Annotated in this window: 13 protein-coding genes; 8 read left to right on the plus strand and 5 right to left on the minus strand. The window is 72.3% G+C overall.

All coding sequences use genetic code 11. The features are described 5' to 3' along the window. Window positions 1-221: 221 nt before the first annotated feature. The 5 genes from ACRYR9_RS05550 (at window position 222) to fdhA (ending at window position 6,370) form a co-directional block, all read left to right on the plus strand. Window positions 222-1,529: an extracellular solute-binding protein gene (locus ACRYR9_RS05550; RefSeq protein ID WP_432496670.1), complete on the plus strand. Its 1,308-nt coding sequence runs from the start codon at window positions 222-224 to the stop codon at window positions 1,527-1,529. Between the two features lie 83 nt (window positions 1,530-1,612). Next, complete coding sequence (locus ACRYR9_RS05555) at window positions 1,613-2,593, plus strand: carbohydrate ABC transporter permease (protein ID WP_432496673.1); 981 nt, start codon at window positions 1,613-1,615, stop codon at window positions 2,591-2,593. Further along, entirely contained in the window at window positions 2,590-3,486 is an 897-nt protein-coding gene (locus ACRYR9_RS05560; RefSeq protein WP_432496675.1) for a carbohydrate ABC transporter permease, read from the plus strand. Before ACRYR9_RS05555 ends, ACRYR9_RS05560 begins: the two co-directional genes overlap by 4 nt. An 86-nt stretch (window positions 3,487-3,572) precedes the next feature. Next, window positions 3,573-5,042 carry a GH1 family beta-glucosidase gene (locus ACRYR9_RS05565; protein ID WP_432496678.1) on the plus strand — a complete coding sequence of 490 codons (1,470 nt, stop codon included), beginning with the start codon at window positions 3,573-3,575 and terminating at the stop codon, window positions 5,040-5,042. A 92-nt stretch (window positions 5,043-5,134) separates the two neighbouring features. Then, the gene (gene fdhA / locus ACRYR9_RS05570; RefSeq protein WP_432496681.1) at window positions 5,135-6,370 is read left to right on the plus strand and encodes a formaldehyde dehydrogenase, glutathione-independent; all 1,236 of its coding nucleotides are present in this window, start codon (window positions 5,135-5,137) and stop codon (window positions 6,368-6,370) included. A 55-nt stretch (window positions 6,371-6,425) separates the two neighbouring features. Here fdhA and ACRYR9_RS05575 read toward each other — a convergent pair whose 3' ends face one another. From ACRYR9_RS05575 to sdhC, 5 genes are all read right to left on the minus strand, one after another. Beyond that, the gene (locus tag ACRYR9_RS05575) at window positions 6,426-8,087 is read right to left on the minus strand and encodes an ABC1 kinase family protein (protein WP_432538151.1); all 1,662 of its coding nucleotides are present in this window, start codon (window positions 8,085-8,087) and stop codon (window positions 6,426-6,428) included. 91 nt (window positions 8,088-8,178) lie between these two features. Next, a complete protein-coding gene (locus ACRYR9_RS05580; RefSeq protein ID WP_432496687.1) occupies window positions 8,179-9,024 on the minus strand; it encodes a succinate dehydrogenase iron-sulfur subunit in 846 nt (281 codons plus the stop codon). Next, window positions 9,024-10,859, minus strand: a complete 1,836-nt coding sequence (locus ACRYR9_RS05585; RefSeq protein WP_432496689.1) for an FAD-binding protein — start codon at window positions 10,857-10,859, stop codon at window positions 9,024-9,026. The genes ACRYR9_RS05580 and ACRYR9_RS05585 overlap by 1 nt, the downstream gene beginning before the upstream one ends. Window positions 10,860-10,884: 25 nt before the next feature. After that, window positions 10,885-11,391 (minus strand): succinate dehydrogenase hydrophobic membrane anchor subunit, encoded by a 507-nt coding sequence (locus tag ACRYR9_RS05590; protein WP_432496691.1) that lies wholly within the window; start codon window positions 11,389-11,391, stop codon window positions 10,885-10,887. Between the two features lie 11 nt (window positions 11,392-11,402). Then, on the minus strand, window positions 11,403-11,819 hold the full coding sequence (sdhC, locus tag ACRYR9_RS05595) for a succinate dehydrogenase, cytochrome b556 subunit (protein ID WP_432496694.1): 417 nt from the start codon (window positions 11,817-11,819) through the stop codon (window positions 11,403-11,405). 367 nt (window positions 11,820-12,186) lie between these two features. Between sdhC and ACRYR9_RS05600 the strand changes: the two genes are divergently transcribed. The 3 genes from ACRYR9_RS05600 to ACRYR9_RS05610 all read left to right on the plus strand — a co-directional run bounded on the left by ACRYR9_RS05600 (window position 12,187) and on the right by ACRYR9_RS05610 (window position 15,864). Then, the gene (locus ACRYR9_RS05600) at window positions 12,187-13,317 is read left to right on the plus strand and encodes a mannose-1-phosphate guanylyltransferase (RefSeq protein ID WP_432496728.1); all 1,131 of its coding nucleotides are present in this window, start codon (window positions 12,187-12,189) and stop codon (window positions 13,315-13,317) included. A 53-nt stretch (window positions 13,318-13,370) separates the two neighbouring features. After that, the gene (locus ACRYR9_RS05605; protein WP_432496696.1) at window positions 13,371-14,609 is read left to right on the plus strand and encodes an amidohydrolase; all 1,239 of its coding nucleotides are present in this window, start codon (window positions 13,371-13,373) and stop codon (window positions 14,607-14,609) included. A gap of 220 nt (window positions 14,610-14,829) precedes the next feature. Continuing rightward, window positions 14,830-15,864, plus strand: coding sequence for a BMP family lipoprotein (locus ACRYR9_RS05610; RefSeq protein ID WP_432496730.1), 1,035 nt, complete (start codon window positions 14,830-14,832; stop codon window positions 15,862-15,864). Window positions 15,865-15,906: the final 42 nt, after the last annotated feature.

A 15,906-nucleotide genomic window follows, 5' to 3' on the forward strand; every position in this document is an offset into this window, starting at 1 on the left:
GGTGATCTTGCACGGTTGAGCTCTCAACCGTGCAAGATCACCGCGGGGATGGGGGCGAGCGAGGCGGGGGTGTTGACAGGCGGGGCGGGCGCAGGCCACTCTGAGGGCATTCCGTGAGAGCGCTCTCAGCGCAACGCGGCTCTTCTTGAGAGCGCTCTCACGCTGCGAGTGCCGATCACCGTCGATCTGCCGCCCCCGGCGGCCCCTCTCGAGGAGTTCCCATGCCCAGTGCCCGGAAGACGACCCTGGCCGCCGCGGCGGCGGCGGTCAGCGGCGCCCTGCTGCTCACCTCCTGCAGCACCACCGACGCGGGTTCCGCCGACGCGGCGGCTGCCGACGGCAAGACCCCGATCACCGTCAGCCTGTTCGGGACCTTCGGGTTCGAGGAGGCCGGTCTGTTCGAGGAGTACGAGCAGCTCAACCCCAACGTGACGATCCAGTACGAGTCCACCCAGGGCGAGAACAACTACTGGCCCGCGCTGCAGACCAAGCTCGCCTCCGGCAACGGTGCCGCGGACGTCCAGGGCATCGAGGTGGGCCGCATCGCCGACGTCGTCGCCAACCAGGCCGACAAGTGGACCGACCTGTCCACGACTCCGGCGGGGGAGCAGGTCGCGAACTACCCGGAGTGGAAGTCGGCCGCCGCCACCACCGAGGACGGCGAGGTCCTGGCGCTGGGCACCGACATCGGCCCCATGGGCCTGTGCTACCGCAGCGACCTCCTGCAGCAGGCCGGTCTGCCCACCGACCCCGCCGAACTCTCCGCCCGGCTGGGCTCCTGGGACGACTACGTGGCGCTGGGCCGGGAGTTCAAGGCGAAGGCGCCCGCGGGCACCGCCTGGATGGACTCCGCCGGCGGCTTCTACAACGCCATCATCTCCACCGAGGAGGAGATCTACTACGACTCCTCCGGCGAGCTGGTCTGGGACAGCAACCCCGCCGTCAAGGACGCCTTCGACACGGCTGCGGCCGCCGCGCAGGAGGACCTGACCGCCGACCTGGAGCAGTTCGAGGACCCCGCCTGGGACACCGGCTTCGGCAGCGGGTCCTTCGCCACCATCGCCTGCCCCGCCTGGATGGTCGGCTACATCAAGGGCAAGGCCGGTGACGCCGGCGCCGGCAAGTGGAACGTCACCTCCCTGCCCGGTGGTGCCGGGGGCAACTGGGGCGGCTCGTACCTGGGCATCCCCGCCTCCAGCGACAACAAGGACGAGGCCGCGAAGCTCGTGAAGTGGCTCACCGACCCGGAGCAGCAGGCGAAGGTCTTCGAGACCGGCGGGAACTTCCCCTCCAACACCGGCGCGTTCGACCTGGTCGCCGGCTCCACCGACGAGTACTTCCAGGGCGCACCCATCGGGAAGATCTTCTCCGACGCCGCCGAGGCAGCCCCCACCCAGATCCTCGGTGAGGAGGACGCGGTCGTGAAGTCGGCGCTGGTGCAGGCGCTGTTGTCCGTCGAGGTCAACGGCGTCGACCCCGCCGCCGCCTGGGAGAGCGCCTCCGGCGACCTCGCCAACCAGATCGGCTGATCTCCGCAGGACCCGGGGTGGCCGCCACGCACGGCGGCCACCCCGTTCCCGCAGACCCCGACCCCGACCCGCGAGGAGACGCCGTGAGCGCTCAGAGCACGACCGCACCACCGGCCCCGCCCGGCCCTGGCGCGAAGGCCACCGCACCGGAGCTGTCGCTGCGCTCGCGGCTGTTCCGGTTCGAGGGACTGGCCGCGCCGTACGCCTACATCGCCCCGTTCTTCCTGCTGTTCTTCGCCTTCGGGCTGTTCCCGCTCGTCTACACGATGTGGATCAGCTTCCAGTCCTACGAGCTCGGCTCGGAGCCGGAGTGGACCGGGTGGGAGAACTACACCTGGCTGTTCACCAACGAGAAGTTCTACAACGCGCTGTGGAACACGTTCACGCTGGGCGTGCTGTCCACCGTCCCGCAGCTGCTGATGGCCTTGGGGCTGGCCCACCTGCTGAACTACCGGATGCGCGGGCGGAACTTCTTCCGCGTGTCGATGATGATGCCGTACGCCACGTCGGTGGCCGCGTCCACCCTCGTCTTCGCGCAGATCTTCGGCCGGGACAACGGGCTGGCCAATTGGATGCTCTCCCTCGTCGGGATGGCCGGCCTGGACTGGCGCAACGGCGACCTCAGCGCGCAGATCGCCATCTCGATCATCGTCATCTGGCGCTGGACCGGCTACAACGCCCTCATCTACCTGGCCGGCATGCAGTCCATCCCGCAGGACCTCTACGAGGCGGCGGCCCTGGACGGCGCGAACCGCTGGCAGCAGTTCCTGCACGTCACGCTGCCGGGCCTGCGACCCACGATCCTGTTCACCGTGGTGGTCTCCACCATCGGCGCGACCCAGCTGTTCGGGGAGCCGCTGCTGTTCGGCGGCGTCGACGGCGGGGCGCTGAACCAGTACCAGACGCTCGGGCTGTTCATGTACCAGCAGGGGTGGGCGTTCGGCGCCCTGGGACGCGCGGCCACCATCGCCTGGGTGACGTTCCTGCTCATCATCGTCCTGGTCCTGATCAACACCGCGCTGGCCCGGTGGCGGGACCGCGACACGCAAGGAGCCCGGCGATGACCACGACCACCGTCCGTGAGGCCGCACTGGCCGCACCCACCCCGTCGCGCGAGGGGCGCAGGAAGCGCTACCGCGCCCCCGACGCCGCCGGCTGGCTCACCTACGTGCTGCTGGGCATCACCGCGTTCGTCTTCCTCGTGCCGTTCTACTACATGATCGTCGCGGCGAGCCGGCCGATGTCGGAGATGACCCAGTCGCCGCCGCCGTTCCTGCCGGGGCCGTACCTGTGGCAGAACATCAGCACCGCCCTGGAGCAGCAGGCCATCGGCCTGGCCATCGTGAACTCGCTGATCGTCTCCGGCGTCACGACCATCGGGACCCTGCTGTTCTGCACGCTGGCGGGTTTCGCCTTCGCCAAGCTGCGCTTCCGCGGCAAGAACGCGCTGTTCGCCGTGACGATCGGCACGCTGATGATTCCCCCGACGCTCGGGGTGGTGCCGCTCTACAAGATCATGTCCGACTGGAACCTGGCCGGACGGCTGGAATCGGTCATCCTGCCCTCCCTGGTGACCGCGTTCGGCGTGTTCTTCATGCGCCAGTACCTCGTGCAGACGCTGCCCGACGAACTGCTGGAGGCGGCCAAGATGGACGGCGCCTCGGCCACCCGGACCGTCGTGGCGATCGTGCTGCCCATCGCCCGCCCCGGCATGGCGGTGCTGGGGATGCTCACCTTCATGACGGCGTGGAACGACTTCTTCTGGCCCGTCATCGCGCTGAACTCCTCGATGCCCACCGTGCAGGTGGCGCTGAACAACCTCGGCAGCGGTTACGTGCCCGACACCTCGATCATCATGGCGGGCACCCTCGTCGGCACCCTGCCGGTCATCGTGGTGTTCGTGCTGCTCGGCAAGCAGATCGTCAGCGGCATCATGGCCGGCGCTGTCAAGGGCTGACCGCCACCCCCGCTCACCCCAGCCCGTCCCCGAAGACCCACCGAGAGGAGGCGGCGCCGCGCGCCCCGGCCGCGGCACCGACCCGCATGACCACCACCGAGGAACGCCCCACCACCGCCGACGCCGGCACCACCGCCGAGCGCGCCTTCCCGCCCGGTTTCGTCTGGGGGACCGCGACCGCGTCCTACCAGATCGAGGGCGCCGCGACCGAGGACGGCCGCACCCCCTCCATCTGGGACACCTTCGCCCGCACCCCGGGCAAGGTGGCCGGTGGCGACACCGGCGACGTCGCCGACGACCACTACCACCGCTTCCGCGAGGACATCGCCATCATGAAGCGGCTCGGGATGGCCTCCTACCGCTTCTCCGTGGCGTGGCCGCGCATCACCCCGCAGGTGAGCGCCGACTCGCTCGGTCCCGTCAACGAGGCCGGTCTGGCGTTCTACTCCACCCTCGTGGACGAGCTCATCGCCGCGGGCATCGAGCCCGCCGTGACCCTCTACCACTGGGACCTGCCGCAGGCCCTGGAGGACGCGGGCGGCTGGACCTCGCGGGCCACCGCGGAGCGCTTCGCCGAGTACGCCGAGGTCGTCGCCGGTGCGCTGGGCGACCGGGTGGGCACCTTCATCACCCTCAACGAGCCGTGGTGCTCGGCCTACCTGGGCTACGCCTCCGGCGTGCACGCCCCGGGGCGCACCGAGCCGGCGGCCGCGCTGGCCGCGGTGCACCACCTCAACCTCGCCCACGGCCTGGGTGCCGCGGCCGTGCGCCGCGCCGCGCCGGGCGCCCGCGTCGCCCTCACCCTGAACCTGGCGTGGGTGCGCACCGACGGCACCAGCGAGGCCGACGCCGACGCCGTGCGCCGCGTCGACGGGCTGCAGAACCGCGTCTTCCTCGACCCGGTGCTGCGCGGCTCCTACCCGGCGGACGTGCAGGCCGACACCGCCGGTGTCAGCGACTGGTCCTTCGTGCTCGACGGCGACCTGCAGCTGATCCACCAGCCCCTGGACGTGCTGGGCGTGAACTACTACAGCCCGACCGTCGTGCGCGCCTGGGACGGCTCGGGGCCGCGCGCCGAGGCCGACGGCCACGGCGCCAGCGAGCACAGCCCGTGGGTCGCCTGCGCCGACCTGGTCGAGTTCCCCGAGCAGCCCGGCCACAAGACGGCCATGGGCTGGAGCGTCGACGCCCGCGGCATGACGGAACTGCTGCTGCGGATCCACCGCGAGCACCCCGGCCTGGAGCTGCTCGTCACCGAGAACGGCGCCGCCTACCCGGACGTCGTGGTCGGCGGCCGGGTCCACGACGTCGAGCGCGTGCGCTACCTGCGCGACCACCTCGCCGCGGTGCTCGACGCGGTCGAGGCCGGTGCGCCGGTCACCGGCTACTTCCTGTGGTCCTTCCTGGACAACTTCGAGTGGGGCTACGGCTTCTCGAAGCGGTTCGGCATCGTCCACGTCGACTACGCCACCCAGGAGCGCACCCTCAAGGACAGCGCCCTGTGGTACTCCTCGGTGGTCTCGCGCAACGCGGTGCCCGCAGCGGTGGAGAGCTGAACCACCCCCTTGCGGTCGGCGCCCGGGACCTGTGGGATGGGGTCTCGGGCGCCGACACCGAGGTCGGCGCCTCCGTGAGAGGAGCTGCCTCCGTGACGACCACCGCGTCCAGCACCGGCAACCGCGCCGTCGCCTACCTCGAGCCGGGCAAGGTGGAGGTGCAGGACATCGACTACCCGACCTTCGAGCTGCGCGACGGGCCCGGCGTCCACCCCGACAACGTCGGCCGGCGCGTCGACCACGGGGTGATCCTCAAGCTCGTCGCCACGAACATCTGCGGCTCCGACCAGCACATGGTGCGCGGGCGCACCACCGCTCCGCCGAACCTCGTCCTGGGCCACGAGATCACCGGCGAGGTCGTGGAGAAGGGCCGGGACGTGGAGTTCCTCGAGGTCGGCGACCTCGTCTCCGTCCCCTTCAACATCGCCTGCGGCCGGTGCCGCAACTGCAAGGAGCGCAAGACCGGCATCTGCCTGAACGTCAACCCCGAACGCCCCGGCTCTGCCTACGGCTACGTGGACATGGGCGGCTGGGTGGGCGGCCAAGCCGAGTACGTCCTCGTCCCGTACGCGGACTTCAACTGCCTGAAGTTCCCCGACAAGGACCGGGCGATGGAGAAGATCCTCGACCTCACCATGCTGTCGGACATCTTCCCCACGGGTTTCCACGGCTGCGTCAGCGCCGGTGTCGGCGTCGGCTCCACCGTGTACGTGGCCGGGGCGGGGCCGGTGGGCCTGGCCGCGGCCGTGGGCGCGCAGCTGCTCGGTGCCGCCGTCGTCATCGTCGGCGACCTGAACCCCGAGCGGCTGGCGCGGGCGCGCGAGAACGGCTGCGAGACCGTCGACGTGTCCAAGGGCGACCCGAAGGACCAGATCGAGCAGATCCTCGGCGTGCCGGAGGTGGACTGCGGCGTCGACGCCGTCGGGTTCGAGGCCCGCGGGCACGGCGCCGGCTCGGGGACCGAGGCCCCGGCCACGGTCCTGAACTCCCTCATGCAGATCACCACCGCCGGCGGTGCGCTGGGCATCCCCGGCCTGTACGTCACCGGCGACCCCGGCGGCATCGACGAGGCCGCGAAGAAGGGCTCGCTGTCCCTGGACCTGGGCACCGGCTGGGCGAAGTCGCTGTCGTTCACCACCGGCCAGTGCCCCGTGATGAAGTACCACCGCGGCCTGATGATGGCGATCCTGCACGACAAGGTGCAGATCGCGAAGGCCGTGGGCGCCACCCCCATCTCGCTGGACGAGGCGCCCGACGCCTACGCGAAGTTCGACGCCGGCGCCCCGCAGAAGTTCGTCATCGACCCGCACGGGGTGATCCCGCGCTGAGGCGGACGCTCCCACCGGCACCCGGGGTGGTGCCGGCGGGAGCGGCTCTCGCCGCTCAGGTCCGGCGCCGGCGCCCGCGCGCGGTCCAGCCCAGGTAGGCGGTCAGCGAGCCGACCGCCGCGGCGCCCAGCGCGGCCACCTTCGTCTCGTGCGGCTTCAGCCGCTCCGGGTCCGAGGAGGCCAGCAGCGCCAGCGCCTCGATGCCCGCCGCGGTCACCAGGGCCACCACCAGCCGGTTGCCGATGCGCTCCACGCGCTCCACCAGGGGGTCCAGCTCGTCGGTGCGCACCGACACCGAGATCCCGTCGCGGTCCAGGACGTCCAGCACGCGGCCCAGCTGACCGGGCAGCTCCACGCCCAGCGCGGCGGCGTCCAGGCCCGCCTGCCGCAGCCGCCGTGCGATCGTCACCGGGTCCAGGTGCCCGGTCACCAGGCGCCGCGCGTAGGGGCCCAGGACCGTGCCGATCTGGAAGCCGGGGTCCAGGGTGGAGCCCAGCCCCTCGGTCATCACGATCATCTTCACGACCAGGGCCAGGTTGCGCGGCAGCGCCAGGTGGTGCCGGCGCAGCACCTCCAGCACGTCGCGGACGATGTCGCCGATGCGGACCTTGCCCAGCGGCAGGCCCTCGTAGCGGCTGAGCAGGTACGCGGCGTCGGCGGTGAGCCGGACGCGGTCCACCCGGTGCTTGGTGACGCCGATGTCGGCGAAGGCGGCCGCGATCCGCGCGGGGTCGCGGCGCTCGAAGGCCGCCAGCAGCGCCGCCAGGTGCCGGCGGGTGCGCTCGTCGACCTCCCCGACCATCCCGTAGTCCAGCAGGCCGATGCGCCCGCTCGGCTCGATGAGGAAGTTGCCCGGGTGCGGGTCGGCGTGGAAGAAGCCGTGCTCGAAGACCATGTCCGCCAGCAGCCGGGTGGCGCGCTCCGCCAGGGCCCGGCGGTCGATGCCCGCCTCGTCCAGCGTGTGCACGTCGCTGATCTTCGTGCCGTGCAGCCGCTCCAGGGTGATGACGCGCGAGGTCGTGGTGTCCCAGTGGACCTCCGGCACGTGGATGTCGGGGTCGCCGCGGAAGTTGCGGGCGAACCGCTCGGCGTTCTGCCCCTCCTGCAGGTAGTCCAGCTCCGCGCGCAGGGTGTCCGCGAAGTCGCCGGTCAGCCCCACCAGGTCGTAGTCGGCGGCCGCCGACCAGCGGTGTGAGGCCCGCGCGGCCAGCGCCCGCAGGATCTCCAGGTCGGCCTCGACCTCTTCCACGACACCGGGCCGGCGCACCTTGACCACCACCTCGCTGCCGTCGGCGAGGGTCGCCGCGTGCGCCTGGCCGATGGAGGCGCTGGCCAGCGGGACGGGGTCGAAGCGCGCGAAGACCCGCTCGGGGTCGGCGCCCAGCTCCTCGCGCACCGCCGCGCGCACCGTCTCCACCGGCACGGCGGAGGCGCGGTCCTGCAGCTTCTCCAGCTCCCGCTGGAACGCCGGGCTCAGCAGGTCCGGGCGGGTCGACAGGATCTGCCCCAGCTTCACCGCCGTGGGGCCCAGCTCCTCCAGGACGAGGCGCACGTGCACCGCCACGGAGTGCGGCTCGTCCGGGCGGGACCGCGCCACCACCCGCTCGGCGCGCACCCAGCGCTCCAGCCCGAGGGCGTGGACGAAGTAGCCCAGCCCGTGCCGGTACAGGACACGGCTGATCTGCAGGTAACGGTCCTGGTGGCGCACGTGCCCCATCCTCACCCCTTCAGGGCGAACGCGCGAAGGCCCGCCCCGCTGCACCAGCGGGACGGGCCTTCACGACGGGGGCGCCGGGCGGGCGCCCGCCTCAGAGCTTGCGGGAGATGAGGGCCTGCTTGACCTCGGCGATCGCCTTGGTCACCTGGATGCCGCGCGGGCACGCCTCGGAGCAGTTGAAGGTCGTGCGGCAGCGCCACACGCCCTCCTTGTCGTTGAGGATCTCCAGGCGCAGGTCGGAGCCGGCGTCGCGGCTGTCGAAGATGAACCGGTGCGCGTTGACGATGGCGGCCGGGCCGAAGTACTGCCCGTCGTTCCAGAACACCGGGCAGCTGGAGGTGCAGGCCGCGCACAGGATGCACTTGGTGGTGTCGTCGAAGCGCTCGCGGTCGGCCTGGGACTGCAGGCGCTCACGGGTCGGCTCAGCGCCCTTGGCGATGAGGAAGGGCATCACCTCGCGGTAGGAGGCGAAGAACGGCTCCATGTCGACGATGAGGTCCTTCTCCACCGGCAGGCCCTTGATGGGCTCGACGGTGATGGGCTTGTCGAGGTTGAGGTCCTTGAGCAGGACCTTGCACGCGAGCCGGTTGACGCCGTTGATGCGCATGGCGTCGGAGCCGCAGACGCCGTGCGCGCACGAGCGGCGGAACGTCAGGGAGCCGTCCTTCTCCCACTTCACCTTGTGCAGGGCGTCCAGCACGCGGTCCGTGCCGTACATGGTGAGGCGGTGCTCCTCCCACCGCGGCTCGGAGTCGCGCTCCGGGTCGTAGCGGCGGATCTTCAGCGTCACGTCGAAGCTGGGCACCTCGCCGGTGCCGCCGATGTTGCCGCCCTCGCGGGGCTTCGCGCCGCCGTCGCGCTCGGACGCCGCCTGGGCGGACTTGGCGGAACCGGCCTCGCCGCTGGTCTCGCGCGGGGTGGTCTCGAAGTCGGACATCAGTACTTGCGCTCCATCGGCTGGTAGCGCGTCTGGACGACGGGCTTGAAGTCCAGGCGCATCGTGGGCTGACCGTCGGCGCCGGCCTCGCGGTACACCATCGTGTGCCGCATGAAGTTGACGTCGTCGCGGTTGGGGTAGTCCTCGCGGAAGTGCCCGCCGCGGGACTCCTTGCGCTCCAGGGCGCCCAGGCACATGACCTCGGCGAGGTCCAGCAGGAACCCGAGCTCCAGCGCCTCGAGCAGGTCGAGGTTGAAGCGCTTGCCCTTGTCCTGGACCGCGGCGCGCGCGTAGCGCTCCCTGAGGCGCTCGATGTCGGTGAGGGCCTGCTTGAGGGTGGCCTCGGTCCGGAACACCTGGGCGTTGGCGTCCATCGTCTCCTGCAGCTCCGCGCGGATCGCGGCGACCCGCTCGCTGCCGGCCGGGCGGTCGCGCAGCTCGGTGAGCTGGGCCACGACCGCGGCCTCGGGAGCCTCGGGCAGGGCGACCCACTGGGCCTTCTTCGCGTACTCCGCGGCGGCGATGCCGGCGCGGCGGCCGAAGACGTTGATGTCCAGCAGGGAGTTGGTGCCCAGGCGGTTGGAGCCGTGCACGGACACGCACGCCACCTCGCCGGCGGCGTACAGGCCCGGCACGACGTGCGTGTTGTCGGAGAGGACCTCGGCCTCGACGTTGGTGGGCACGCCGCCCATCGCGTAGTGCGCGGTGGGGTAGACGGGCACCGGCTCGGTGTACGGCTCGACGCCGAGGTAGGTGCGCGCGAACTCCGTGATGTCCGGCAGCTTGGCGTCGATGTGCGCCGGTTCCAGGTGGGTCAGGTCGAGCAGGACGTAGTCCTTGTTCGGCCCGGCGCCGCGGCCCTCGCGCACCTCGTTGGCCATCGAGCGGGCGACGATGTCGCGCGGCGCGAGGTCCTTGATGGTGGGCGCGTAGCGCTCCATGAACCGCTCGCCGTCGGCGTTGCGCAGGATGCCGCCCTCGCCGCGGGCGGCCTCGGACAGCAGGATGCCCAGGCCCGCCAGGCCGGTCGGGTGGAACTGGAAGAACTCCATGTCCTCCAGCGGGATGCCGCGGCGGTAGGCGATGCCCATGCCGTCGCCGGTCAGGGTGTGGGCGTTGGAGGTCGTCTTGAAGACCTTGCCCGCCCCACCGGTGGCCAGCACCACGGACTTGGCCTGGAAGACGTGGATCTCACCCGTGGCGAGCTCGTACGCCACGACGCCGGCGACGCGCTTGTCACCGGGCACGCCGATGGACGGCGGCGTCTGCGCGGCGGGCTGCCCGACGGCGCCCTCGATCTCGTCCCCGGTGAGGGCCTCGCCGGCCGGCACCATCAGCAGGTCGAGCACGTAGAACTCGTTGAAGAACTCCACCTCGTGCTTGACGCACTGCTGGTAGAGGGTCTGCAGGATCATGTGGCCGGTGCGGTCCGCGGCGAAGCAGGAGCGGCGCACCGGTGCCTTGCCGTGGTCGCGGGTGTGCCCGCCGAAGCGGCGCTGGTCGATGCGGCCCTCGGGCGTGCGGTTGAACGGCAGGCCCATCTTCTCCAGGTCCAGGACCGCGTCGATGGCCTCCTTGCACATCACCTCGGCGGCGTCCTGGTCGACGAGGTAGTCACCGCCCTTGACGGTGTCGAAGGTGTGCCACTCCCAGTTGTCCTCCTCGACGTTCGCCAGCGCGGCGCACATGCCGCCCTGGGCCGCACCGGTGTGCGAGCGCGTCGGGTAGAGCTTGGTGAGCACGGCCGTGCGGGCCCGCTGGCCGGACTCGAGGGCCGCACGCATCCCCGCGCCGCCGGCGCCGACGATGACCACGTCGAACTGGTGCGTCTGCATGGTTCTCTCCTCGCTCGGTCGCCGGTCAGGTGCCGGGGCTGGTGACGGTCGGGACGTCCTGCACGGCCGGGCAGAAGTCGAAGCCCTGGCTGGGGTCCGCGCACGGGTCGAAGGTGAAGATGACGAGCGTGCCCACCACGATCACCACGAGGGTGGCCAGGTAGAGCGCCATCTTCAGCCAGAACCGGGTGCCGTCGCGCTCGGCGTAGTCGTTGATGACCGTGCGCACGCCGTTGGCGCCGTGCAGCATGGCCAGCCAGAGCATCAGCAGGTCCCAGGTCTGCCAGAACGGGCTGGCCCACTTGCCGGCGACGAAACCCCAGTCGACCTGGTGGATGCCGTCGCCGGTCATCAGGTTCACGAACAGGTGGCCGAACACCAGGACGATCAGGGCCAGGCCCGACATCCGCATGAACAGCCAGCCGTACAGCTCCCAGTTCGTGCGCGTGGCCCGGCTGCGCTTGTAGGGGGACCGGGGGGTCTCCAGCGCGGGCGCGTAGGCGCCGCCGGGGGTCTGCTCGGGTGCACTCATCAGCGGGCCCCTCAGTGGGAGAAGACGATGGAGAGGTGGCGCACGAGGAACGGCACCATCAGCGCGGTCCACAGGACGACCACGCCCCAGAAGAGCTTGCGCTGGTGCTGGGTGCCCTTGTGCCAGAAGTCGACGAGGATGATCCGCACGCCGTTGAGCGCGTGGAAGACCACCGCGCCCACCAGGCCCGACTCGCCCAGGCCCATGACGGGGTTCTTGTACTGCGCGATCACGCCGTCGTAGACCTCGGGGGAGATGCGCACCGTGGCCGTGTCGAGCACGTGCACCAGGAGGAAGAAGAAGATCAGCACCCCCGAGATGCGGTGCATCACCCACGACCACATGCCTTCGCGTCCGCGGTACAGCGTGCCTGCGGGCTTGAGCCCGCTCTTCTTCCCCTGCTGCGGCGGGGTGAGGCTCGTGGCCACCGGCGTCCTCCTCGAGTTCGTCCGACGCCGCCGCCCCCGGCTCCGGCGCACGGGTGGCGGCGTCCGGCCTCCATCGTAGGCGCGCGGGGTCGGACCACCGCGCCCCGGAGGCCGGTGCGGAGGTTTTGTGACGAAGGACTCACGGGGGCGGGACCTCTGACCCGATCGAGTGAGGTTCCCCTCACCTTACCCCTGCTCGGGGGCCGACCGGCGGCACGCCCGCCTCCCCGGCGCCCCCGCCGGTAGGTTCGCCGCACCGGTGCAGGACGAGGGGCAGGGGCGGGGCGTGCAGGAGCGGGACGGGTCGGGGGCGGACGTGGCGGTGCCGGGGGCACCGGGAGGGCAGGCGTGGTCGCCGGCGTGGTCGGTGGACGACCTCGAGGACGCGCAGATCGACCTGTCCGACTTCCACGCGGTCGTGCCCGCCGGCGGCGCCGGCACCCGGCTGTGGCCGCTCTCGCGCAGCCACCGGCCCAAGTTCCTGCTGGACCTCACCGGCCGGGGCCGCACCCTGCTGCAGTCCACCTGGGACCGGCTGCTGCCGCTGACCGAGGCGGAGCGGACCTGGGTGGTGACCGGCCGCTCGCACGCCGACGCCGTCGCCGCGCAGCTGCCCCGGCTGCCGGCGGAGAACATCCTGCGCGAGCCGTGCCAGCGCGACTCCGCCGCCGCGATCGGCCTGGCGGCGGCGGTCCTGGTGCGCCGCGACCCCGACGCCGTGCTGGGCTCGTTCGCCGCCGACCACAACATCTCCGGCCGCGACGACTTCGAGTCCTCCGTGGAGGAGGCGGTCGTCACCGCCCGCCGCGGCTTCGTGGTGACCATCGGCATCGCCCCCTCCCACCCGGCCACCGGCTTCGGCTACATCCGCCTGGGCAGGCGGCTGCGCCTGCAGGGCGCGCCCAACGCCCGCCGCGTGCTGCAGTTCAAGGAGAAGCCGGACGCGCGCACCGCCTCGGCGTACCTGTCCACCGGCGACTACCGCTGGAACGGCGGCATGTTCGTCGCGCGCGCCGACGTGCTGCTCGAGCTGCTGGCCGAGAACGTCCCCGCCCTGCACGCGGGCCTGCAGCGCATCGCCGACGCCTGGGACACCCCGCAGCGGGAGGCGGTGCTGGCCGAGCAGTGGCCCGCGCTGCCGTCCATCGCCATCGACCACGCGGTGGCCGAGCCGGCCGCCGAGGCCGGGCGCGTGGCCGTCGTGCCGGCCACCTTCGGCTGGGACGACGTCGGCGACTTCTCCTCCCTGGCCGAGCTGCTGCCCGCCGAGGTCGACGAGCCGCGCGTGCTGGGCGACGCCGGGCTGGTCATCACCGAGCAGGTCGCCGGCGGGCTGGTGGTGCCGGCCAACGGCCGCGTCGTGGCCCTGCTGGGCGTGGACGACCTGGTCGTCGTGGACACCCCCGACGCGCTGCTGGTCACCACCCGCGCCCGAGCCCAGGAGGTCAAGAAGCTCGTGGCCCGCGCCAAGGAGGCCGGGCTGGACTCGGTGCTCTGACCGGGCGCCCGCCGGGGGTGGCGGCCGGGCGGCGGCGGTAGCGTCACGGGTCCATGAGCAGCGACACGGGGGACCGCACCGCCACCGCGCACCCGGCGGCGGCCGGCGGGCCCTCCCCGCAGCTCGTCGCGCCCCTCGCCGCGGCGCACCTGCCGGCCGTGGTGGCGCTGCGCCGCGACGTGCACGCCCACCCGGAGCTGGCGCGCGCCGAGCACCGCACGACCGCGGCCGTGGCCGAGCTGCTCACGGGGGCCGGCCTGTCGGTGCGGCTGCTGCCGGGCACCGGGCTGGTCGCCGAGGTCGGCCCGCAGGGTGGCCCGGCGGTGGCCGTGCGCGCCGACCTGGACGCGCTGCCGCTGGAGGAGACCACCGGCCTGCCCTTCGCCTCCACCGCCCCCGGCGCCGCGCACGCCTGCGGCCACGACGTGCACACCGCCGTCGTCGCCGGCGCCGGTCTGGTGCTGGCCGACCTGCACCGGGCGGGCGCCCTGGCGCACCGGGTGCGGCTGCTGTTCCAGCCCGCCGAGGAGGTCATGCCCGGCGGGGCGCTGGACCTGGTCGGCGCCGGGGTGCTGGAGGGCGTCGCAGCCCTCTACGGACTGCACTGCGACCCGAGCCTGGACGCGGGCACCGTGGGGCTGAAGGCCGGGCCGATCACCTCCGCCTCCGACCACGTCACCGTGCGGCTGTCCGGCACCGGCGGGCACACCTCCCGCCCGCACCTGGCCGGCGACCTGGTCTTCGCCCTCGGGCAGGTGGTGACCCAGCTGCCGGCGGTGCTGACCCGGCGCGTGGACCCGCGCTCGGGCGTGAACCTCACCTGGGGCGCCGTCCACGCCGGGGACGCCGCCAACGCGGTGCCCTCGGAGGGGTACGCGCAGGGCACCCTGCGCTGCATGGAGACCGAGGCGTGGCAGCACGCCGGTGAGCTGGTGGAGGGCGTCGTGGCCGACCTGGTGCGCCCCTACGACGTGCGGGCGGAGGTCGTGCTGGTGCGCGGGGTGCCGCCGGTGGACAACGACGTGCGCGCCACCGCCGTGCTGGAGGAGGCCGCGCGCACCGCGCTGGGTGCCGAGGCGGTGCTGCCCACCCGGCAGTCGCTGGGCGGGGAGGACTTCGCCTGGTACCTGCACCACGTGCCCGGGGCGATGGTCCGGCTGGGCACCCACACCCCGGGCGGGGACCGCCACGACCTGCACCGGGGTGACTACGCCCCCGACGAGGCGGCGCTGGGGGTGGGGGTGCGGGTGCTCGCGGCCGCCGCCGCCGCTCCGCGCGCACTGCTCCGTTGAGGTGCGGCCCGGGTCACGATCGGGCAGGTTGCCCGCCGAACGGGCCGGGGAGGGTCAGGTTGCGCACTACGATGACCGCGCGCTCGTCGAACTGGCTTCGGCGTCCCGCGCCCGCACTGCCGGACGAACCGCCGGACGATCTGCCGGACGACCTGGAGGACCACCCGTGAAGACCCTCTCCCGCCTCGCCCCGGCCGCGGCCGTCGGTGCCGCCGTCCTCATGCTCGCCTCCTGCGGCGAGCGTCCCGCCGACACCGCCGCCGAGGGCGGCACCTCCGGCGGCGAGGCGTTCAAGGCCTGCATGGTCCTGGACACCGGCGGTGTGGACGACCGCTCCTTCAACCAGTCCTCCTGGGCCGGCATGGAGGCCGCCGCGGCCGAGAACCCGGACATCGAGGTCTCCTACGTGCCGTCGGCCGACGACACGCAGTACGTGCCGAACCTCCAGGCGCAGGTGCAGCAGGGCTGCGACACGATCATCGGCGTCGGCGGCCTGATGGCCGACGCGATGAAGGAGGTCGCCTCGGCCAACCCCGAGCAGGCGTTCGCGGAGATCGACTCCGCCTCGGAGCTGGAGAACGTCTACGGCCTGCAGTACAACACCGCCGAGGCCGCGTTCCTGGGCGGGTACCTGGCCGCCGGCATGACGAAGACGGGTGTCGTCGGCACCTGGGGCGGCCTGCCCATCCCGCCGGTCACCATCTTCATGGACGGCTTCTGGGAGGGCGTGCAGCACTACAACCAGCAGAACGGCACGAACGTGCGCGTGATCGGCTGGGACGAGAACAACCCCGACGGCGGCACCTTCGCCAACAGCTTCACCGACCAGGCCGCGGGCCGCTCGATCACCGAGACCCTCGCCGCCCAGGGCGCCGACATCGTCATGCCGGTGGCCGGCCAGGCCGGCCTGGGCGCCGGCGCCGCCGCCGAGGCCGCCGGCGGGAACCTCAACCTCGTCTGGGTGGACACCGACGGCTGCGAGAGCGCGGCGCAGTACTGCGACTACTTCATCTCCTCGGTGACGAAGAACCTCACCGACTCGGTGAAGGAGTACGTGCTGGCCGCCGCCGACGGCGAGGCGCCCACCGGTTCCTACGTCGGCACCCTGGAGAACGAGGGCGTCGGCCTGGCGCCCTTCAACCGGTTCGAGGACCAGGTGCCGCAGGAGCTGAAGGACCAGCTGGAGACGGTGCGCGAGGGCATCGTGGACGGCAGCATCGAGATCACCTCCCCGAACGCCATCACCGCCGGCTGAGCGCCGGCACGGCAGCGGGTTCGACGGCGACGAGAGGGACGA

It is taken from the genome of Kineococcus auxinigenes (genome assembly GCF_050871525.1).
Lineage (GTDB): Bacteria > Actinomycetota > Actinomycetes > Actinomycetales > Kineococcaceae > Kineococcus.